At 30.5% G+C, this 22,935-nt stretch carries 19 protein-coding genes; all 19 read left to right on the plus strand.

Going from position 1 to position 22,935, the window contains the following annotated elements:
• Positions 1–356: 356 nt before the first annotated feature.
• The 19 genes from AB3G33_RS06880 (at position 357) to AB3G33_RS06970 (ending at position 22,894) form a co-directional block, all read left to right on the plus strand.
• Positions 357–1,520: a hypothetical protein gene (locus AB3G33_RS06880; protein ID WP_367773605.1), complete on the plus strand. Its 1,164-nt coding sequence runs from the start codon at positions 357–359 to the stop codon at positions 1,518–1,520.
• Positions 1,517–2,119, plus strand: coding sequence for an acyltransferase (locus tag AB3G33_RS06885; RefSeq protein WP_367773606.1), 603 nt, complete (start codon positions 1,517–1,519; stop codon positions 2,117–2,119). The genes AB3G33_RS06880 and AB3G33_RS06885 overlap by 4 nt, the downstream gene beginning before the upstream one ends.
• 15 nt (positions 2,120–2,134) lie before the next feature.
• Complete coding sequence (locus AB3G33_RS06890) at positions 2,135–2,965, plus strand: glycosyltransferase family 2 protein (RefSeq protein ID WP_367773608.1); 831 nt, start codon at positions 2,135–2,137, stop codon at positions 2,963–2,965.
• A 23-nt stretch (positions 2,966–2,988) separates the two neighbouring features.
• Positions 2,989–4,161 (plus strand): glycosyltransferase, encoded by a 1,173-nt coding sequence (locus AB3G33_RS06895; protein ID WP_367773610.1) that lies wholly within the window; start codon positions 2,989–2,991, stop codon positions 4,159–4,161.
• On the plus strand, positions 4,162–4,704 hold the full coding sequence (locus AB3G33_RS06900; RefSeq protein WP_367773612.1) for a putative colanic acid biosynthesis acetyltransferase: 543 nt from the start codon (positions 4,162–4,164) through the stop codon (positions 4,702–4,704).
• Position 4,705: 1 nt separating this feature from the next.
• Positions 4,706–5,602, plus strand: coding sequence for a glycosyltransferase family 2 protein (locus AB3G33_RS06905; RefSeq protein WP_367773614.1), 897 nt, complete (start codon positions 4,706–4,708; stop codon positions 5,600–5,602).
• 78 nt (positions 5,603–5,680) lie between these two features.
• The gene (locus AB3G33_RS06910) at positions 5,681–6,433 is read left to right on the plus strand and encodes a glycosyltransferase family 2 protein (RefSeq protein WP_367773617.1); all 753 of its coding nucleotides are present in this window, start codon (positions 5,681–5,683) and stop codon (positions 6,431–6,433) included.
• A 48-nt stretch (positions 6,434–6,481) separates the two neighbouring features.
• On the plus strand, positions 6,482–7,900 hold the full coding sequence (locus tag AB3G33_RS06915) for an undecaprenyl-phosphate glucose phosphotransferase (RefSeq protein WP_367773618.1): 1,419 nt from the start codon (positions 6,482–6,484) through the stop codon (positions 7,898–7,900).
• A 399-nt stretch (positions 7,901–8,299) separates the two neighbouring features.
• The gene (locus AB3G33_RS06920) at positions 8,300–9,091 is read left to right on the plus strand and encodes a polysaccharide biosynthesis/export family protein (protein ID WP_367773620.1); all 792 of its coding nucleotides are present in this window, start codon (positions 8,300–8,302) and stop codon (positions 9,089–9,091) included.
• Positions 9,092–9,100: 9 nt separating this feature from the next.
• Positions 9,101–11,479 (plus strand): GumC family protein, encoded by a 2,379-nt coding sequence (locus AB3G33_RS06925; protein WP_367773622.1) that lies wholly within the window; start codon positions 9,101–9,103, stop codon positions 11,477–11,479.
• A 400-nt stretch (positions 11,480–11,879) separates the two neighbouring features.
• Positions 11,880–14,297, plus strand: coding sequence for an SLBB domain-containing protein (locus AB3G33_RS06930; RefSeq protein ID WP_367773623.1), 2,418 nt, complete (start codon positions 11,880–11,882; stop codon positions 14,295–14,297).
• A gap of 15 nt (positions 14,298–14,312) precedes the next feature.
• Complete coding sequence (locus AB3G33_RS06935; protein WP_367773625.1) at positions 14,313–15,386, plus strand: Wzz/FepE/Etk N-terminal domain-containing protein; 1,074 nt, start codon at positions 14,313–14,315, stop codon at positions 15,384–15,386.
• A gap of 45 nt (positions 15,387–15,431) precedes the next feature.
• Positions 15,432–16,802, plus strand: a complete 1,371-nt coding sequence (locus AB3G33_RS06940) for a lipopolysaccharide biosynthesis protein (RefSeq protein WP_367773627.1) — start codon at positions 15,432–15,434, stop codon at positions 16,800–16,802.
• 133 nt (positions 16,803–16,935) lie between these two features.
• A complete protein-coding gene (locus tag AB3G33_RS06945) occupies positions 16,936–17,550 on the plus strand; it encodes a DapH/DapD/GlmU-related protein (RefSeq protein ID WP_367773628.1) in 615 nt (204 codons plus the stop codon).
• A 3-nt stretch (positions 17,551–17,553) separates the two neighbouring features.
• Positions 17,554–18,432, plus strand: a complete 879-nt coding sequence (locus tag AB3G33_RS06950) for an alpha-1,2-fucosyltransferase (protein WP_367773630.1) — start codon at positions 17,554–17,556, stop codon at positions 18,430–18,432.
• Position 18,433: 1 nt separating this feature from the next.
• A complete protein-coding gene (locus AB3G33_RS06955; protein ID WP_367773632.1) occupies positions 18,434–19,669 on the plus strand; it encodes a hypothetical protein in 1,236 nt (411 codons plus the stop codon).
• Positions 19,662–20,552: a hypothetical protein gene (locus AB3G33_RS06960; protein ID WP_367773634.1), complete on the plus strand. Its 891-nt coding sequence runs from the start codon at positions 19,662–19,664 to the stop codon at positions 20,550–20,552. The genes AB3G33_RS06955 and AB3G33_RS06960 overlap by 8 nt, the downstream gene beginning before the upstream one ends.
• 63 nt (positions 20,553–20,615) lie before the next feature.
• A complete protein-coding gene (locus AB3G33_RS06965) occupies positions 20,616–21,812 on the plus strand; it encodes a hypothetical protein (protein WP_367773635.1) in 1,197 nt (398 codons plus the stop codon).
• A 2-nt stretch (positions 21,813–21,814) separates the two neighbouring features.
• A complete protein-coding gene (locus AB3G33_RS06970) occupies positions 21,815–22,894 on the plus strand; it encodes an EpsG family protein (protein ID WP_367773636.1) in 1,080 nt (359 codons plus the stop codon).
• The last annotated feature ends 41 nt before the right edge of the window (positions 22,895–22,935 follow it).

The raw sequence follows: 22,935 nt of genomic DNA on the forward strand, positions 1-22,935 counted from the left end.
GTTTTTTTGTTATTATTTATTGTATTCTAATGGTGTTGTTTTTTGCAACTTTAAAAGCCATAGAGAATCTAATTTTTTTTTAGCTTAGGGGGGATGTTTCATTGAGCCAAATTTAAAATCAATAATCGAGAATCGTCTAATTCGATAGATTCAAAATCAATTTTAAAGTAAAGATTGGGAAATTTACTTCGATTCTGTCAAATCTAAATGCAGGTATTAATGAATTATAGATTATATTTTATGTTCAGGCTTTGATATGTTAATTAGTCTATTCTTTTTAATTATAAATCAATAAGTTATATCATATATGCATAATAATTCAAAACTTAAAATTTTTAAAATTATCACACAATTTAATGGTTAAAATAATTCAAAATATTTTATTGATTCTAGTGTTTTTAACACCGCTATTTGGTGTAGTGGAAGGATTTGGTGCAATTGATTTTGCAGTTCCTTTTACTTTAGTTTTTATTAAGTCACTAAAATTATTTATTATATTTGTAGTTGTATTTTTGACGGTATGCAGGTTGCTTTTTACAGATTTTTTTCATCTGAAATCAGTTTTACTTTTATTTTTATTGTTTATATTTACTTTAATGGTTTTTTTATTGTCTTCAAATATTTACATAGCTTTAGCTGGTTTAACTTGGAGTTTACCTTTTTTTTTGATTTTTCTTCTTGTTGGAGTTATTGATGTTAATTTTTTGTATAAGCTTACTAAAGTATTGGTTTTTGTTTTAATATCAAATACATTACTTCAACTAGCACAAATGTTTTATATGCCAGCTTATCGTGGTTTTAATTTTTTTGGTTTATCAGGGAGGCTAGCCGGTTTTTTTTCAAGTGCTAGTTCAGCTGGTATTTTAAGTTCTTTTGTTTTTTTTTCAATAAAATATTTTTCGAATTTCAATTTGAGATGGAAAAACATATTTTTAGCAGTTTCAGTTTTAAGTGTATTCTTGTCGATGTCGTCAACAGGAGTTGGATTACTTGTTATTATTATTTTGTACCCTTTTTATTTAAAAAGTAAAAATAAAATTATTGGAATTTTATTTTTTGTTCCACTTATTTTTACAGCTATTTCGAATTTAGATGTTCTTACTGGTAGGGATTCTGGAAGTTCCGAAAGTTCTTTTACAACAAGATTATCTATTCTTTTTCAGCAAATTGAAAATTCAGAAATTATTTCTACTAATTTTGGTAAAGCTACAAATATGGGGGTAAGTATAGAACGTAACTTAAATATTTATGTTGATGGTGTTTTTATTACTGATATGATGTATACTTCATTATTAGTTAATTATGGGTGGCTTATCACTTTGATTTTGTTAGGCTTATTATTGATTACATTAATTCATATTAAAAGATTAAATTCGACTTCCCTTAACTTGTTTATAGTAATGTGCTTATTAGGTTCCTCTGCTTTAATTATTACAGAGATTTTCCCTATCAATATGCTTATAGCAATTTATTCAGCATATTATATTTTTAATGTGCGTAGTAAATATTATCAACAATGAATTTTAAAAAAATTATAAGAATTCCATTTTATATTTATCGTTTTTCTAGAGATATTATATTTTGTACCATAAAGTTAGGTTGTTGGGAATCATCATGGAGGTTTCATGGTCTACCTATAATTCAAAAACATAGAAATTCTATTATAAAAATCGGATCTAATTTTGTAGGTTGTAGTAATCCTAAAAATAATACGATTGGAGTATTTCAAAAGGTAATAATTAAAACATGTGCACCATATGCCAGTATTAAAATAGGAAGTCATGTGGGTGTTTCAGGTGCAACTATTTCTAGTATTTCATCAATTACAATTGGTGATAATGTTTTAATAGGGAGTGGTGTATTAATAACGGATAATGACGCACATTCAATAAGTCCTGAATTTAGAAATGATAAGAATAAGATATTATCAAAGCCTATTATTATTGAGAATGATGTTTTTATAGGAGCTAGATCTATTATTTTAAAAGGAGTTACAATAGGAAGAGGAGCATTAATTGGTGCTGGTTCCGTGGTGTCTAAGAACGTTGATGCTTTTGCGATAGTTGGGGGTAATCCTGCAAAAAAAATAGGTGATGTTAGAGATGAAAAGTACCAATAATAATTTATTTATTCTATGAATCAAATTGCAGTTTTACTAACCTGTTTCAATAGAAAGGAAAAAACATTAAATTGTTTACACCATCTTTTTAAATTAAAAAATGATTTAGATATTTATTTGGTTGATGATGGTTCTACAGATGGGACTAGTGAGGCAATTGCGAAAGACTTTCCACAAGTAAATTTGATTAAAGAATCAGGTGATTTATTCTGGAATAAAGGAATGAATTTAGCTTGGGAACATGCATCCCAAATTGACTATGATTATTATTTGTGGTTAAATGATGATGTTGTTATTTATCAAAATTGTTTTGATGAACTTTATTCATGTATAGATTTGACTGAAAGTAAAGCCATCATTTCAGGAATTATTGAATCGGCAGATAAAAATGAGACACTTTACGGAGGGTTTGATGCAAATAGGAAGTTAATAAAAGCAAATGGAAAATTAAATTCTATCAGGAATTTAAATGGTAATGTAGTAGTCATACCTAAGAAAGTGTATAAAGTTCTAGGGAATCTGGATTTGCATTATCATCACGATTTGGGAGATGTTGATTATGGATTGCGAGCACAAAGAAATAATATAAAGGTATATACTACTAGAATCGCTATTGCCAGTGGGGATAAAAATGATATCTGTCGCGTGAGAAAAAATAAGACAACTATTATAAATAGATTTAAAAAATTGTATTCTCCCTTAGGAGCGAATCCTAAGATTATATTCTATTTTAGAAATAAACATTTTGGATTTATAAATGCTATAACTTATTTCTTTTTTTTACACTTCATAAACTTTATTCCTGATTGGTTAAATAATTTAGTTTTTGGTAATCGTTATGTTTAGTTTTAATAAAATCAATTAATAGAATGAAAATATTACGTGTTATTTCGTCTATGCATCCTAGTAAGGGAGGCCCTTGTCAAGGGATTAGAAATATAATTCCTTATTTTCAAAAAGAAGGAGTTATAACTGAAGTGGTTTGTATGGATGATGCTACTAGTAATTATCCTATTGTTGATGATTTTACTATTTATAAGGTAGGGATAGGAAAGACTTCCTACCAATATCAATCTGAATTATCCAATTGGTTGAAAGAAAATATTTTGAATTATGATGCTGTGGTAGTTCATGGATTATGGCAATATCATAATTTAGCAGTTTACAATGTCATAAAAAAACTTAAGAAAAGAGGGCAAAAAGTCCCCAAAGTTGTAGTACTGCCACATGGTATGTTAGATCCTTATTTTCAGAAAGCTCCAGACAGAAAAATGAAAGCGATTCGAAATGAAATAATCTGGCATCTTACAGAAAAAAAATGTATAAATACTGCTGATGCTATTTTTTTTACTTGTCAGGAAGAAATGCGTTTGGCCGCAACTACCTTTAAAGGATATAATCCCAACAAAACAATAAATGTGGGTTACGGAATTCAAGCACCTCCTTTAAAGAATGTGGAATTTAAACACGCTTTTGAAGAAATATGTTCTGCTGTTGTAGGTAAAAAATATTGGCTATTTTTAAGTCGAATTCATGAAAAAAAAGGGGTTGATTTGTTAATACAAGCCTATGATAAACTGTCAAGGCTAAACCCTAGTTTACCGGAATTGGTTATCGCTGGTCCAACTACATCAGATTATGCGCAACAAATGATTAAACTGGCATCTAACAATACGAAAATTCATTTTCCTGGAATGTTACAAGGAGCGGAGAAGTGGGGTGCTTTTTATGGTTGTCAAGCGTACTTTTTGCCAAGTTATCAAGAAAATTTTGGTATTGCAATAGTAGAAGCAATGGCTTGTGAAAAACCTGTAATGGTTTCTAAGAATGTTAATATTTGGAAAGAAATTAAGGCAGGTAATGGTGGATGGATTCTAGATGATTTATCAGACAAAGGAATTTATAGTGCACTCTTAGAAATCAGTGAAATTTCTGAAGAGAATATTGCTATCAAAGGCAATCAATCGTATACAACTTTTCAAAATAATTTTAATGTTCAAGATCGTGCAGCTGTTTTTTTGAGCGCCTTAAATCAGTTATAAATGGATACTCCTATTCCAAAATACATAGATACCATTCCGAAATCTGATAAGTTGTATCGCTTCCTTTGGAGGATAGTATCACTTTTTTTATTTAGACCTTTTTCTTTGCCTTTTTTTAATGGATGGCGTATATTTTTATTGAAATGTTTTGGAGCTAGATTAGGAAATAATTGTACCATTTATGCCTCTGCTTACATACCATCTCCTAAGAATTTGATTATGGGTACACATTCTACATTGGGGCCCGAAGTAAAATTGCATTTTGGCAAAACTATTATAGGAAACAAAGTTACAATTTCTCAGCGTACGTATTTGTGTAGCGCGACTCATGAAACAAATTCTATAAATGTTCCATTTGTAGCAGGAGAAATAATAATAAAGGACTTTGTTTGGATAGCGGCTGAAGCTTTTGTTATGACTAATGTCGTAATTGGAGAGGGAGCTATTGTAGGTGCAAGAGCGGCTGTTTTTAAAGATGTTGCTGCATGGGCAGTTGTAGGAGGAAATCCTGCGAAATTTATTAAAAAGAGAGATATTAAATAAAATGAAAAATTCTGTTACGGCTATAATACTTACTTATAATGAAGAACAACACATTGCCCGTTGTATTAACTCTCTTAAAGATAAAGTAGATGAAATTTGTATTGTTGATTCTTTTAGTACTGACACTACTTGTAAAATTGCTCGAGAATTAGGGGCAAAAGTGTATCAAAATCCTTGGATTAATTATGCAACCCAATTTAATTGGGCGTTAGAAAATTGTGAAGTAACATCGTATTGGGTATGGCGTATTGATGCGGATGAATACATAGAGGCTATTCCGTTTTCTTTGAAAGATAAGTTAGCAAGCTTATCTAATGATGTTTCTGGTATTTATGTCAAAAGGAAAATTATTTTTATGGGTAAACCCTTACTTCACGGAGGATGGTATCCAGTTTGGCATTTAAAAATATGGAAATTTGGTAAAGGGTTTTGTGAGAATCGCTGGATGGACGAACATATTAAATTAACAGAAGGGACAACCATAAAGATTGATTGCGTACAAGTTGATGAAAATTTAAACGATTTGAGTTGGTGGATCAATAAACACAATAGTTATGCTACTAGAGAAATGGTAGATTTATTAGATACAGAATATGAAATTTTTTCAAAAAGTGAAGTTAACCCTAAATTTTTTGGTTCAGGCGAACAACGAAAAAGATTTTTAAAGGTATTGTATTTAAAATTTCCTTTATTTGTAAGGCCATTTTTTTATTTCACCTATCGTTATGTATTTAAATTAGGTTTTTTAGACGGGAAATCTGGGTTTGTTTGGCATGTACTTCAAGGTTTTTGGTATCGTTTTTTAGTTGATGCTAAAATTTATGAATTAAAAAGAGAGTTTAATAAAAATGAGGATGCAATTGTTAAACATATCAAAGAAACGTATAAAACTTCATAAAAAAATAAATCTTGTCTAGTCTCTATTTCTGAAGATAGGACTAGAATTTAACAGAGTAAAAAAAACACAACTCCATTTATGACAATGAAAGTCTCTATAATCACCATTTGTTACAATCGCAGCGCCACTATTGCCAAAGCTATAGAAAGTGTTTTGAATCAGGATTATCCCAATATTGAATACATTGTCATTGACGGAAACTCTACTGATGGAACTCAAGCGGTTATTGCAAAGTATTCCAGTCGTATCGCTCAATATATTTCAGAACCGGATCAAGGGATGTACGATGCACTCAACAAAGGACTGCAACTGGCAACAGGTGATGTGGTGGGTTTGATGCATTCGGATGATGAATTTTATGACACTGGCGTAGTCTCAAAAATTGTTGCTGCTTTTATGAATACTCCAGATACTGATGGGGTTTATGGAGATGGGGTGTACATTAGTAATGATACCGCAGCAAAAGTGGTGCGCAATAGAATAGGCGGAGCCTTTAGTTTGGACAAAATTAAAAAAGGTTGGCTGCCCTTGCATCCCACTGTGTATTTGAAAAAGTCTCTAATTGATAAATATGGGGCATATAATTTAGATTTTAAGATTGCTTCGGATACCGAATTTTTATTGCGTTATTTGTTCAAATATAAAATAAAGATGTTCTATCTCCAGCAATACATCGTTAAAATGAGAATGGGAGGCTTAAGTACTAGTTATGCTAGGGCTTTTGAAGTATTAAAAGAAGATTACGCCATTTATAAGTTCCATAATGTCAACCCTATTCGTGCTGTTTTTCAAAAGAAACTACAAGCGCTAACTCAATATTTAAAAAAATGATATTTCATTATTATATGCTAGTACCAATTTATAATTTTTGAACCGTATATGTCCATCTTAAAAACCCTAGCCTCTTTACGTATTTCCCGTTACTTTAAAATTTGTTTTGTTTTATGGGATTTGTTATTATTGAATGTAGCTATTACTTTTTCTTTTTGGTTGCGGTATGGTTCACTAGTTCGGATTGATCTAAAAGAGGTGCAAACCATTTCGCTTTTATCCAATTTGTTTTGGGTCTTTATACTATTGAATAGAGACGCCTACAGAATTATACGTGTGGAACGAATTGAGACGATACTAATTAGAATGTTTAAACATCTCCTTATTCATACTGCTTTGATTGCTATTTTTGTAACCGTTTTAAAATTTCATGAAATTTCTCGGGTACGCTTGTTTTATTTTTATGTTGTTTTTTTTACTATGCTTTTTATTTCAAGAGTTTCCTTTATGAAAATATTGAAATACATTCGGTCGAAAGGGTATAATTTTAAGAATGTCATAATCATTGGTGCTAATGATGCAGGTGAAAATATAAACAGGATATTATCTAAGGACTTAACGTTTGGCTATCGAATACTAGGTTTCTTCGATAAAATAGTAGATCCTTTTGCCTTTATATCGGGGCCCATTTTGGGCGATTTTGATGCAATTGAAGAATATATTATTCGAGAAAATGTTGATGAGATGTATGTAGCGTTACATATCGACAATATTGATATCATCAATACATTAACAGCACTTTGTGAGCGCTACATGGTCCGAATTAAATTCATACCTGATTTTCAACAATACACTCGGTCGCGTAAGGTAGAAATTACTTTCTACGAGAACACACCAGTGCTAATGTTGCGGAAAGAACCTTTGGAAGGTACCATTAATCTGTTGTTAAAAAAAGTTTTTGATTTAATTTTTTCTTTTTTGGTTATTGTATTAATCTTTCCATGGCTATTTCCGATCATCATTGTTTTGATGAAAATGGATTCCCCTGGTCCCATCTTTTTTAAGCAAGAGCGTTCCGGACGTGAAAATGAATCTTTTCTTTGTTGGAAATTTAGAACGATGAAGGTAAATGCTAGTTCAGATTACCAACAAGCGACCAAGAACGATGCAAGAATAACCAAAATAGGGGCATTCATGCGCAAAACCAATATTGATGAACTGCCTCAGTTTTTCAATGTTTTTTTTGGTAATATGTCTGTGGTAGGCCCCCGTCCACACATGTTGCGACATACCGAAAAGTATTCTGAATTAATCAATAATTATTTGGTGCGTCATTATGCCAAACCCGGAATTACGGGTTGGGCTCAAGTTAATGGGTATAGAGGAGAAACGAAAGAGTTGATCGAAATGAAAGACCGAGTGGATTATGACATTTGGTATATAGAGAACTGGAGTTTGCTATTAGACCTGAAAATTATTTACCTGACTATTTATAATGTGTTTAAAGGAGAGGAGAAGGCTTATTAGTATTTAGTGAGCAGTTTTTAGTGATTAGTGTTCAGTGTTCAGTTTTTTAGTGATCAGTAGTTAGTGATCAGTGGTCAGTGTTCAGTAATCAGTGTTCAGTATTCAGTGATCAGTATTCAGTGATCAGTATTCAGTGATCAGTAAGCTGTGATCAGGGATTATGGTGAAGAGTGAAGGGTGTTCAGTAGCTTGAGAGCGGAGCGTGGTGTTTCTGTAATTAACATCTAGAGTTTGTAGATTGTTAGTCTCTCTATTTGCAAATTTTGTAGGAACGGCTAGTTTACAATACTTTTTGAAGTCCATTTTGCCAAGTAGATAGAATGAGTACAGGCTTGGTTTTTTTTAATCTTTAATGAAAAAATAATACCTATATTTGTGGCTTTTAAAAATTAATTACTTATGAAATATCTTTCTTTATTAAAGAAAATAACCCCATTTTTATTTTTAATAATAGTGTTCTCCTGTGCTTCTCGTAAGGACTTGGTGTATTATCAAGGAATTGATGGGGCAACTACTCAAGCAAATACTACTACGTATGAAATCAAAATCCAGCCGGATGATTTATTGATGATTATTGTTTCAGCTGAAGATCCGGAGATTGCTGCGCCTTTTAATTTGAAATCGATATCAGTTCAGAATCCTAGTAAATTAGAATCAGCAACTGGACAACAGACGATGCAGTTGTATTTGGTGGATGCTAACGGGTATATTGAATTTCCTATTTTAGGTAAATTAAAAGTGGGAGGATTGAGTCGTACTGAAGTTTTACAAATGCTACAGCAAAAAATAGCGGTATATATTAAAAACCCGATTATTAACTTCCGCATCATGAATTTCAAAGTTTCGGTACAAGGGGAGGTCAATTTACCAGGTACTTATACTATTACATCAGAAAGAGTCACGCTAATTGAGGCATTGACTATGGCAAAAGATTTGACGATTTATGGCAAAAGAAATAACATATTAATTATAAGAGAAGTGGATGGGGTGAAATCGTATAATCGAGTAGATCTTACCAAAGCGGATTTTATGAACTCTCCTTTTTATTATTTGGCTCAAAATGATGTAGTGTACGTAGAGCCCAATAAAAGTAAAATTAATGGTTCAGCCGTAGGAGCTAACACCGGTGTTATTGTTTCTATTACTTCGATATTGATTACATTAATCACCCTAATTACAAGAATAAAATAATTTTTTTACATGGATAATAACAATTTTGAGGATGATTTTGAAAATGATTTTGATTTAAAATTATTTCTTAATAAATATTTGGTTCATTGGCAATGGTTTGCTTTGGCAATTTGTTTGGGTTTACTGGGCTCTTTTTTATATTTAAGATATACCGTGCCTCAATATCAGACCACTACAACAATTTTAGTAAAAGATGAGAAAAAAGGCGGAATGCTTTCGGAATTGTCTGCTTTTGCTGATTTGGGAGTGGGTGGAGGTATGAAAAGTAATCTGGACAATGAAATTGAAATTTTAAAATCAAGAACCTTAGTCGAAATCACGGTAAAAAAACTGGATTTACATACGAGTTTGATCGTCAATGGAAAAATATCGGATCGTGAAATTTATCAGGATGTGCCCATCTCGATTCGTTTTTTAGATAAAAAAAATAAATTTTATGAAAGTAGTTTTGACTTAGATTTTAAGGAATTAAGTGCGTCAACTTTTGAATTGAGAGATCAAATGAAAAATGATTCTTCCTCAGTTGTACTGGGTAATGCAAGTCAATTTCAATATGATAAGCCTATTAAGACTCAATTTGGTGATTTGGTTATTAGTAAATTAATAAATGAGACACATCCTGCAAGTAAAATTGAGAAAACAATTAGAATACATGTTAGTCCTCTAGAAAATATAGTTCAAAGTTTTCAAAACCGACTTAAAGTAGAACCAGTTAGTAAAACGAGTAGTGTGGTGGCTATTTCTATAACCGATCCAGTAATCAAAAAAGCAGAAGCGTTTTTAAATAATTTAACTCAGATTTATAATGAAAATGCTGCAGCAGATAAAAATTTTATATCGGAGAATACTTCTATTTTTATCGCTAATAGACTGAAATTAATTACCCAAGAATTAGACGGTGTGGAACAAGATGTGCAAACGTTTAAAAAGTCTAATAACCTAACGGATGTCGAATCGGAAGCCAAGTTGTTTATTGAAGGGTCTAATGAATACAATAAAAAGGGGATAGAGACCGAAATTCAGCTGAATGTAGTATCTTCCCTATTGAGTTTTATTAAAAAAAGTACCAATTCTGATTTATTGCCAACCAATATTATTGCAGGTGAAGGAGATGCTTCAGGCTTAATTAGTTCGTATAATCAATTGGTTTTGGATCGCAATCGCATTTTAAAATCGGCCACTCTTGAAAATCCATCGGTTGTTAAAATGGATCAGGAAATTGCCTCCTTAAAAAATAATGTGCAAACTAGTTTGATGCGTATGCAATCCAGTTTAAATATTCAAAAAAGAGATTTAAATAGAGAAGAAGGTTTGTTGAATTCTAAAATTGGTAAAATACCCGTACAAGAACGTCAGTTTAGGGTAATCGCAAGGCAACAAAAGGTAAAAGAAGAGTTGTATTTGTATTTATTACAAAAAAGGGAAGAAACAGCTATTTCATTGGCTGCGACAGAGCCTAATGCACGTGTAATTGATGTGGCTAAAGCCAATAAGGTTCCTGTTTCTCCAAAGAAAACTATTGTATATTTAGCGGGTCTATTATTAGGTTTTTTGATTCCTTTTGGGATTATTTATACAGATGATTTATTAGATACCAAGATAAAAAGTCGTTTTGACCTTGAGGGAAAAACTATAATTCCGTTTATAGGTGATGTGCCTACATCTGATTCTCCAACTGAAATTATAGAATCTGGAAGTAGAACGAGTTCAGCTGAAGCATTGCGTATTATCCGGACCAATATGGAGTTTATGTTGACCAAAGTGCCGGAAGGTATTGCTAAAACAATATTTCTAACTTCTACATTTCCAAAAGAAGGAAAAACATTTGTTTCAGTCAATTTAGCCGCTACTTTTGCTTTATCAGGAAAAAAAGTATTGTTAATAGGTATGGATATTAGGAATCCAAGGTTAGATGAATATTTAACATTGCCAGAAAGAGGGGTGACTAATTACTTATCTTCTAAAGATTTAAAACTGGAAGATTTGATTGTTAAATATGCTGGATTTGAAAATTTTCATATACTACCTGCGGGTATTATACCTCCTAATCCTGCTGAATTGTTGATGGGTAAAAATGTAGATGTATTTTTTAAAGAATTAAAAACGCAATACGACTATATTATAGTGGATACCGCACCAGTTAGTTTAGTTACAGACACTTTATTGATTGCTAAATATGCGGATTCCTTTATCTATGTTGTACGTGCTAACTTTTTGGAAAAAAGGATGTTAAATATATCGAATACTTTGTACAAAGAGAAAAAATTGCCTAATATGTGTATGCTACTTAATGATACTGATTCTACTAAAGGCTATGGTTATGGCTATGGTTATGGAGTAAATGTAGTAAAAGACCCTTGGTATAAAAAAATATTTAAAAAAGGATAATTTTTTAAAATAGCTTATAAAAAAGTTCACGGGATAATTTATTTCGTGAACTTTTTTTGTTTTATCTAGTAATAAATAGTAAAGGTGGGGTACATGTTTTTGAAGATGAGGCTTTTAATTTTTTTTATAAATATTTGAATCTTAACTTTATAAAATGGTAATGATTTCTGCCCTTGAACAACTGTTTTTTTTGTTTCTTTATTTCCCTTCATAATCATAGTTATTCCTATTTTTTTACTATAAATTTGTTAAAATTTAAGAAATGTATTTTACTAAATGTGATTTACAAGGGCGAAGCCTTGTACGGTTTTTAGTAATTTTAAATAAATTGTAATATAATAACAAAACGATAATCTAATCGATCATATTTGAAATTGACCAACACTAATTTTAATTAAACATGAAAAAAATATTTATTGCAATTGTATTGCTATTGGCTCTTTTTGAATCATCAACAGTAGTAGCACAAGATTTGTTGAAAAGCACTGATTTGAGCACAATCAAAGTGGATTATTTATCAGATAGTGATATCAGTAAAATAAAAGTTCAATTGCAATCAAATAACGTCTCTATTCAGCAAGCAGAGCCAATGGCTTTATCTAAGGGTATGCCTGCAAGTGAGTTTGCTAAATTAAAAACAAGAATTGAAGCATTAACCCCTTTAAATAAAGAGGAGGTTAAAACGGAGAAATTAAGTAAAGATGAAAATATCAGAAAGCAAGAAAAAATTGTAAATACTAAAGTTAAGGACAGCCTTAATTCACTTGTTTTTGGTTCAGAATTATTTGATAATCCTACGCTTAATTTTGAACCTAATTTAAAATTAGCGACCCCCATGAATTATATTTTGGGGCCTGGTGATGAATTGCAAGTAAGCGTATATGGAGTACAGGAATATAATGCTAGTATTCCCGTATCAGTAGAGGGGAAAGTTGCGATTCAATATGTAGGAGAACTATCAGTTTCAGGATTGACTATTGAAGCGGCTACCCAAAAAATTAAAGGCGCTATGGCCAAGGTCTATACTACTATTGGCTCAGGACAGTCTCAGGTAGGAATAAGTTTGGGTCGTATTAGAACCATTCGAGTAACTATAATTGGTAGTAAGCAGCCTGGGAATTATTCTATTTCCTCTTTAGCAACTGTTTATAATGCATTGTTTTTGGGAGGTGGACCTGGAAAGAACGGAAGCTATAGAAACATTGAATTATTGAGAGATAATAAAGTTTATAGAACAGTTGATATTTATCAGTTTTTAGTAGGTGGAGACCAATCGGATAATGTAGGTTTAAAAGATAATGATGTCATTCGGATTCCAGCTTATAATCAGCGAGTAACGGTAGAAGGGCAGGTAAAACGTCCTGGTATTTTTGAGATGAAAAAAGGAGAACATTTCTCCGACTTATTGACTTTTGCTTCTGGATTTAATGAGTTTGCCTATACAGCATCTGTTAATGTACTTCAAAAAACGGGAAAAGAATTTAAAGTAAAAGATATTAATGCTTCTGAATTTACTACTTACAGCCCTTCCTCTGGCGATGTTTTTAGAGTAACAAAAATTTTAAACCGATTTGAAAACCGTATTAAAATTGAAGGCGCCGTCTTTAGACCAGACACCTATTCTTTTTATGAAGGCATGCGAATTTCTGACTTGGTTCTAAAAGCCGATGGGCTTAAAGATGACGCCTATAGTAAAAGAGCTAGGATTATTCGATTGCAATCCGATTTAACTACTGAGATTGTAAATGTAGATTTAGAACAAGCTTTAAAAGGAAATTTAGAAGCAGACATCACTTTAAAAAAGGAAGATGTGGTAACAGTTTATTCTATCTTGGATTTTGTAGATGAATATAAAATAACTATCGATGGTGAAATAAAAAAACCAGGAGTTTATGATTATTATGAAGGATTGACCTTGAATGACTTATTGGTACAAGCTGGCGGATTGACCGGCTCCGCTTCAAAGCGAGTGGAAGTGGCAAGAATGATTGTCTCCGAGGAGATTGATAATTCGAATCCTAATAAAGCCGAATTGTTTAATATTGAAATTACACCTGAGAACAACGAGCAAGCCAAAAATTTTGCTTTGTCCCCTTTTGATGTAGTGAATATACGTAGAATGGCAGTGTATGATAAACCAGAAATGGTTACTATAAGTGGTGCTGTCAATTATGCTGGGAAATATGTATTGGCCAATAAAAAAACCAAAGTCTATGATATTGTTGAACGAGCAGGAGGTTTAACCACTATAGCTAATAGTGATGGTGTAAAAATAAAAAGACCCATAAAAGCGAAACAAATTGAAGAAGTGGAAAGTATCAATTTGAATTTGGGAAAGAAAGACAGTATTCAAAATAAATTAGAGAAAAAATTAAAAGAAGATTTGAAGTTTGCTATCATCCCTGTAGATTGGAAATCGATCGTTAAAAATAAAAACAGCAATACTAATGTTACGCTGTTTCCAGGTGATGAAATTGAGGTTGCCACTTTTAACGAAGGCGTGAAAGTGACTGGGAATGTATTGTTGACTTCGGAGATTCCTTATGACAAAGGTAAGGGTTTTGGTTATTATTTAAATTCTGTAGGAGGGGTGGATGCTAAAGGTTGGAAGAAAAAAGCGTATATTATTTATCCTAATGGAAAAGCAGCTGTTACGAAGTCTTTCTTTTTTGTGAAATCCTATCCTAAAGTAACTCCAGGTTCTCAAATCATTGTTCCTGAACAACCAGATGTCAAAAAGATGAGTACTGGAGAATGGGTGAGTATCGGTAGTGTTATTACGAGTCTTGCTTTATTAATTGTTACCGCTTTTAAATAATAACTGGATATGCATATGGATAATAAGAAAACAGCCAGCGAGGAAATTTCTTTGAAAGAATTATTTGAAAAAGCCAAAGAATGGTTTGATTATTTACTTTCACAATGGAGAATAATTGTAGTAGCTGGAATTATAGGAGCTACTTTGGGATTAACCTATTCTTTTATAAAAAAGCCGATTTATACTGCTACATTGTCTTTTGCATTGGAAGATGAAAATTCTGGGGGTGGGCTGGGTGGCGCCCTTGGTTTGGCAAGTTCTTTTGGACTTGATTTAGGTGGTAGCGGGGGAAGTATTTTTACTGGAACTAACTTGACTGAATTGTTTAAGTCAAGATCTATGGTGGAGCAGACATTATTAAGCCCAATTACTGTAAACGGGAAGATTATTTCTTTGGCTGAAATGTATATTCAGAATAACGAATGGAGAGATAAGTGGAATGATAATTCCAAATTTAAGGATATTCATTTTTTGCCGGATGCAAAAAGGAACTATTTTACTCGAGTGCACGATAGTATTTTAGGGGTAATTTATACTGATTTGTCCAAGACTGCTTTATCTGTTGGTCAAAGAGATAAAAAAGTGGCTATAATTAATATAGATGTCGCTTCTACAAGCGAACTGTTTTCTAAATATTTTTGTGAAGCCTTGGCTAAAAATGTTTCTGATTTTTATATAGAAACAAAAAGTAAGAAATCCCGTGATAATATGCTTATTTTAGAACGACAAACGGATTCCATTCGTCGTGAATTGAATGGTGCTATTGCTGGAGTTGCAGTTGCTAATGATAATACTTTTGGATTGAATCCAGCTATGAATGTACGTCGTGTTCCTTCTGCCCGAAGACAGGTAGATGTTCAAGCCAATACAGCGATTTTGACAGAGTTAGTAAAACAATCAGAATTAGCAAAAGTCACTTTGCGTAAAGAAACGCCTTTGATTCAGATTATAGATAAGCCTATTTTACCTTTGCCAAAAGAACGTTTTGGTAAAGCTAAAGGTATAGTTTTCGGAGGATTTTTGGCGAGTATTTTAGTTGTTATTTTTTTGCTATTGAAGAGGGTTTTTAAAACACTATTAATTAGTTAAAAATATTTGGTTTTATTTATTTAATTTCTTGTAATGAAGGGTTTTATGCAATTAAAAATTGGTGTTTTAGTTAATAAATTTACTAGTTATTTTACTCATGGGCATGAAAGAACTTTGCTTGCTAAAAAAAACATACTATTTTCTCTTTTTTTGAAAGGAATATCCATTGTGATCTCATTAATTCAAATACCATTGACTATTTCATATATAAATCCTAAGGAATATGGTATATGGCTTACTTTAAGTTCAGTAGTTGGATTATTTAATTTCTTTGATATAGGTTTAAGTAATGGTTTGAAAAATAAGTTGGCGGAGGCAAATGCCAATGGATATAATAAATTATCTAGCATTTATATAAGTACTACTTATGCAATAATTGGTCTTATATCTGTTGCATTATTGGTGGTTTTTTTTATATGCAATTTTTTTTTAAATTGGAATTTTATTTTGAATGTTGAAAAAGATATTGATATCAACTTAAATCTCGTAGCACTTATTGTTTTTGGGTCATTTTGTATTCAATTAGTTTTGCAAATATTAAATAGTGTATTAACCGCTTTTCATGCTCTTGCAAAGGTAGCGTTGATTTCTTGTATAGGCCAAGTGTGCACCTTAGTAGCTATTTTAATTTTAAAAAATACAATAAGCTCTTCATTTCTTTATTTAGTAATAATTCTTACAGTTACTCCAATACTGATTCAATTCTTAGCCTCAATTTATTATTATACTAGTTCTTATAAATCTTTTGTTCCAAAATTTAAAATGGTTGATTTTAGTTTTGCAAAAAATCTACTAAAAATTGGAGGGTTATTCTTTTTTATTCAGTTAGGGTCCCTTTTATTATTTCAAACGGATAATATTGTAATAACTCAATTGTTTGGTCCTGAAGAAGTAACGGTATTTAACCTTTGTTACAAATTATTTTCAGTTATTGTAATGATTTTTACTATTGTTATGAATCCATTTTGGTCTGCTTTTACGGATGCGTATGTTAAAGGTGATATTATTTGGATTAAAAATATATTTAGAAAACTTTATAAATATTGGGTGTTATTAATTATTCTATGTCTACTTCTTTTTGTTTTATCCCCTTATATTTTTAAATTTTGGATTGGTGATAAGGTCCATATTTCATTATCGTTATCATTTGCAATGTTTGTTTATACTATTTCAATTTGTTGGATGATGATTCATAATATTTTTATCAATGGAGTAGGAAAATTGAAACTGCAATTTTATTTGTACATAATTGCGACAGTAATCAATATTCCTTTGTGTATTACTTTAGGAAGGTATTTTGGACTTATTGGAGTAACAGTATCTAATATTATTGTTGTACTATTTATGGGAAGTGTTTTGTGTTTTCAAGCAAAATTGATAGTCAATGGTGAAGCAAAAGGTATTTGGAATAAGTAATAAAAATTTTAAAAAAGAATTGACTTTTTACCTCAAATTACAGTAATACAGATTTATTGGGTTAATAAAAGATAAATTAGAAACATAACCTCTATCGCTAGAGTTTGAAAATTAAAAGATTAAATAATTTGTAATGATAAGATTTATTTATAGAATGTATGAAAGAATATATAAAAAAATATTTTTTCATCTTTCACATCATTTGACTGCTTTTTATTTTAGAAATAATGGAATAATCTGGAAAAATTTCACTTCTATCGGTGTTCCTTTATTGGATATAAAAAAATCAAGTGTTGTTCAATTTGGTGTTGATTTAGTACTGGTAAATAAGGATAAATTTGCTACTCTAGGAAAAAACAATCGATGTAAGTTTGTAGTTGCTGAAAATGCACAATTGATAGTAGGTGATAAAGTGGCTATGAGCAATGCAACAATTGTTGCAACAAAAGCGATAACCCTAGGTAATAATATTATGATTGGTGGGGGAGTAACAATTGTAGATTCGGATTTTCATTCTTTAAATCCTGAACATTGGCACAGTAGTAAAGATGAAGCGAATATGAAGAGTGAGACTGTTACGATCCACGATAATGTTTTTATTGGAATGGATTCTATAATTTTAAAAGGAGTAACGATTGGCTCAAATTCAGTAATCGCTGCTGGATCTGTCGTTTCTAGAGATATTCCTTTTAACCAAATTTGGGGTGGTAATCCTGCAAAGTTTATTAGACAAAATAATTTGATTTAGAATATGGATGTAGTTGTTGTATTTAATGGGATTGGCAATCAAATGTCACAATATGCATTCTATTTGCAGAAGAAGAAAATTAATTCCTCGACTTATTTAATTTCTTCTTGTCATGAACATAATGGATTGGAAATTAATTCTGTTTTTAATATTTCTTGGAATGAACGTTTTATCAATAAGGGTTTAAAAATCTTGTTTAGGTTATTGATGACACGACGATTAAAAATCATTACTAATCCGCTTAAATACTTGCTAAAATTAGGTGGGGTTAAAGTAATCGAGGAAAATTTTAATTATGATTTTAATCCCCAATATCTTAAACCTTCCAAAGGGATCACTTTTTATATCGGTGGATGGCATAATGAGAAATATTTTGTAAATATTAAAAACGATGTATTGAAGAGTTTTAGTTTTAGTAAAGAAATTGATGCGCTAAGTTTAGCTTTGGCTAAAGAGATGTCAGAGAATGAGTCTGTAGCTATACATGTTCGTAGAGGAGACTATTTAAATGAGGAAAATATTAATATATTTGGTCGAGTATGTACTAAATCTTATTTTGAAAAAGCAATTAATATAATGAATGACCAAATTGATTTGCCTCATTATTATATTTTTTCTAATGATATAGCTTGGGTAAAGGAAAATTTAAATCTTGAACGAGTGACTTATATTACCCATAACAGTGGTAAAAATTCATGGAGAGATATTTTTTTAATGGCGAATTGTAAACATAATATTATAGCTAATAGTAGCTTTAGTTGGTGGGGAGCTTGGCTTAACAAAAATGAGATTAATAAAGTAGTTTCTCCAGCTAAATTTTTAAATAGCGATAAAACTAGTGATATTTATCCAAATCGGTGGATTAAAATTTATGATAATTAAAATGAAAAATGCAGCATTTACTATTTGTGCAAAAAATTATCTGGCACAGGCTTTTACTTTAAAAAAGTCATTTCAAAAATTAAATCCAAATTGTGATTTTTTTATTTTTTTATCAGATGATCCTGATGAATTAGGAGATGACCTAAAACATTTTACATTACTGAATGATAGTTGGTTGCCGGGTTGGAAAAAAATGGCATTTAAGTATAATGTGATTGAGTTTTCCACTTCGATAAAACCATTTTGTTTTGAAAAAATGTTTGATGAAGGTTTCGAAAAGGTTCTTTATTTAGATCCAGATATTTACGTTACAAATCCATTAGATGAAATTTATGAATATTTAGATGAAAAATCTATAGTATTAACACCTCATTATTGTAATATTCAAACGGAGTATACAGGATCTATTACTGAAGAGGAAATATTATTTGTTGGGATTTATAATTTAGGTTTTACAGCAATAAGAAATAATTCAACTGGTAGTAAAATTGTGAAGTGGTGGATGAATCGATTAGCAAATAAATGTTATGCAGATAAATTTGACGCTTTACATGTTGATCAGAAATGGATGGATTTTATACCTGCTTTTTTTCCCAATGATGTATTAATTACACATCATATGGGAATTAATCCAGCTATATGGAACCTTCATGAAAGAGAATTAGTTATTGATAAAAATGGAGAGTATCAGATAAAAAATATAGAAACACAAGAATTGTTTGCATTATTGTTTTTTCATTTTTCCGGATTTGATCCATTTAAACCCAAATTGATTAATCGTAGACATCCTAAATATAATACTGATGTTTATCCTTCCTATATCCCTCTTTTTAAAAGTTATATTGATGATGTTTATGAAAATGGATATGATACTTACTCAAAAATGTCGTATTCATTTAATTCATTTAAAAATGGAGAGAATATTATTCCTTTATATAGAAGACTTTTTAGAGCTTTAGAATCTGATTTTCCTGTAGAAAATCCATTTGAAGAAGGGAATAATTTTTTTAAAGCCCTAGATGAAAATAGACTTTTGACTGGTGTTAAATCTAATGCATTTTCTACATTTAAGGAGACTGAAAAATTACGAAGAGGAACGTTAGGCAATCTAGTTATTAAGGCATTTAAATTTGTTAAATTTTTGATTGGTATCCGCTATTATTCTTCTTTATTAACATTTGTTAATGATATCACACGACTGGATAAACAAATTTTCCTAATGAAAAAAAATGATTAAATTTAATAAAAATGTTGTTATAGCAGCTCTAGCTAGAGATTGTGAGGATTCATTAATCAATAATATTCCACTTATTGATCACTTAAGAAGTAAATTTTCATGGTCTCAGGTCGTGGTAGTAGAAAATGATAGTAAAGATAATACTAAAGAAATTTTATTTAATTGGGAAAAGAAAAGTGAGGGTGTCAAAATCATTTCCCAAGATTTTGGGATTAAGACTATTCCTGATCAAACTGTAGCAATGGCCTCACCAACTACAAGTTTTTATAGAATTGAAAAAATGTCATTTTATAGAAATATGTATTTAGATTATATCGATACATTAGGTCATGATATTGATTATTTGATAGTTATAGATATTGATGTTAAAACATTTTCTGTTGATGCACTTGTCAATTCGATAGATCAGGCAAATAATAATTGGGGGGGGATATTTTCTAATGGAGTAACAATAAGTAGCTATTTAGGATTTAAATCTAAAATATATTACGATGTTTTTGCTGTTTATGAATATCCGCAAAAAGATTTTTTTTCATATACCGATGAGTCATTGGAAAGAACATTTAGAACAATTAATAAAAACACTAAGAAATACAAATACCATACTGTTATTTCTGCATTTGGAGGAATTGGTATTTATAAATATTCTGCTATTCAATCACTCCGGTATAAAGCGATAAAAAATATGTTTAATGATAATGAAGGAATTTGTGAACATATTCCATTTAATATGGGTATTATTGATGCAGGATATAAAAATTATATTTCCAGAGATTTCTTTCTTGAATATGGGACACACAAGTTTGGTCTAATTTTAAAACTTTTTCTTCACCCCAAATTTTTCAACTTTATTTATAGTTTGCGCGGTAAAAAAAATAGATAGAATTATTTTTTAAAGTTCAGTTTATGTTTTTTTATTTAAAATGGTGTTTTTTAGAATTTTATTATGACAAATAAATTACAAGGTAAAAATGCCTTTTATATTGATACCTATGCTCAAGGATCATACCATGAAATGTTCAATTCGTCATTAATTTTAATGTGTTCTTTGATTTTTGATAAAGTTGAGTGTAGGTTGAGTAAAAGTTCCTTTGAAGCATTTAAAAATTTGATAGGCGAAGCTGTTCCGCATAATATAAATTACCAAGATGTTTTTGTAATTAAGGGGCAGGGACGTTATGATTTACTTTTTCGATATTTGTTTAGCACTTTTCAAAATATGCGCTATTTAATAGCAGTACCTAAAGATTCTGTCTTAATTTTCCCCTATAATAATCTTTTTAGTCTTAGAGTTTTAAATTTTTTCAATAAGATTTTCAAAAAAAAGATATTAATTTTTTGTCATGGAGAAATGGAAGGAATTGTTACTGACTTAAAGGTGGGAGGGTTTCTTCATCGAATGTTAATTAGGTTGAGTCAGGATTTCTTTCTTAATCCTAATGTTACCATTTCGGATGGAATTCATTTTTCAATTATGGGTGAGCGCATACATAAAAATTTAGCTGAAATACTTTCGAGAGATAAAATTTCAAAATTTGTGAGTATTGATCATTCTTATATATTTAAAAGTACTGAAGAGGTAAACCTTAAAGAAAAAGATAAATTATTACGTATTGGTACTGTAGGTCTTCTAAATGAAACTAAAGGTATGATGGGTTTTATTGAGTTTGTAAATAAAATAAATCCATTATATAAACAAAAACTTAATATTTCCGTAACGGGTAAGATTGAGAAGAATGCGCAATTGTTATCCTCACTAGGGATTGACATCGCGCCACAAGATCAAATTATTTCAAGGAATGAATATAATAAGAGAATCGAAGATTTAGATATTTTACTTTTCTTTTATCCAAAAGATAGTTATAAAATTACAGCTAGTGGAGCAATCATGGATGCTATATTTCAAAGAAAAACAATATTAGCTTTACATAATGATTATTTTGAATATGTTTTTGATAAATTCGGAAAATTCGGGTATCTGGTAAATAGTATAGCTGAAATGGAAAATCTTTTGTATCAATTAATAGATACAAAAGAAAATATTAATGTAGAATTTGATACTCTTCAGGAAAAGTTCTCTCCTCAGGTAATAAGTTTGCAATTATTAAGTGAATTGCGACGTATTGGCTACTTAAATTCCTGATAATGATATTTTACTTTTTAATATTTGGCGTATTGGCCTTGTTTTCGTTTCTGGAAATTTTTGGATTAAAAAAGCTGGAGGGTATCGTTTTATTTAGTTTGATGTCTTTTTTTTTATTTTCTCTTTCGTTCCTTAGATGGGAGACAGGTACCGATTGGGATGCTTATCTTGATTTTTTTAATGGCAGCTCTGAATGGTTTACTATTGGTGAATTTGAATGGGGATATTCCAGAATTAACGAGTTTGTAAAGATTTTTTTTAATAATTATACCTTTTTATTATTTGTTTTAGCGGTTATTCTTTTTAGTTTTCAAAGTAAAGCTATTTTAAATTTTAGCCCTTATCCTATAACCTCTCTTCTAATTCTTTGGAGTACAACTTTTGCGAATGTGTTTTTTGTTCGACAAACAGTTGCGACAGCCATACTTTTTTTTTCAATAAAATATATTCAAGAAAAGAAATTCTGGATTTTTTTGTCAATGATTGGCTTAGCTATGTTGTTTCATAGGACATCTATTATTTTTATTTTTGCATGGTGGATTTATAAATTAAAATTAAGGCCATTAACCCTAATTCTTTATGTGGCGGCAAGTTTTTGTCTTTCGATAGTGTTGGGTAAACTATTTGAAAGTTTGGGGGAACTTGCAGGGGGTATAGTTCAGCAAAAAATTGATTATTATTTGAGTGATAGTGATAATACGTTTGGTGGAAAAACACCAGTTGCAGAAATAATTATGAAAGGATTTGCAAACAAGATTTTTATTTTTGCAATAGTCACAAGCATGTTAAAAAAAATAACGGAAAATGAACCCGAGTTTCAAGGTTATTTTAACTTGTATTGGGCGGGAGTTGTTTTATATTTTAGCACAGTTTCTTTATCAATAGCATTAGTCCGCTTATCTCTTGTGTACGACATGGTTTTAATCATACTAATCCCATTTGTCTTAAAATATACTAAGAATACTTACGGAAGATTTTTATTGTATAGCACTTTTGTTTTTTATTTGTTAGCTCGATTTTATACGGCGCTAACAGGAAATTATATTGAATTATTTGTGCCATTTAAAACAATATTTGGCTAGTCATACTAATTATCTTGTGTTTTTAAGTTTTTTAAATTAAA

The organism is Flavobacterium sp. WC2421 (assembly GCF_040822115.1).
Lineage (GTDB): Bacteria > Bacteroidota > Bacteroidia > Flavobacteriales > Flavobacteriaceae > Flavobacterium.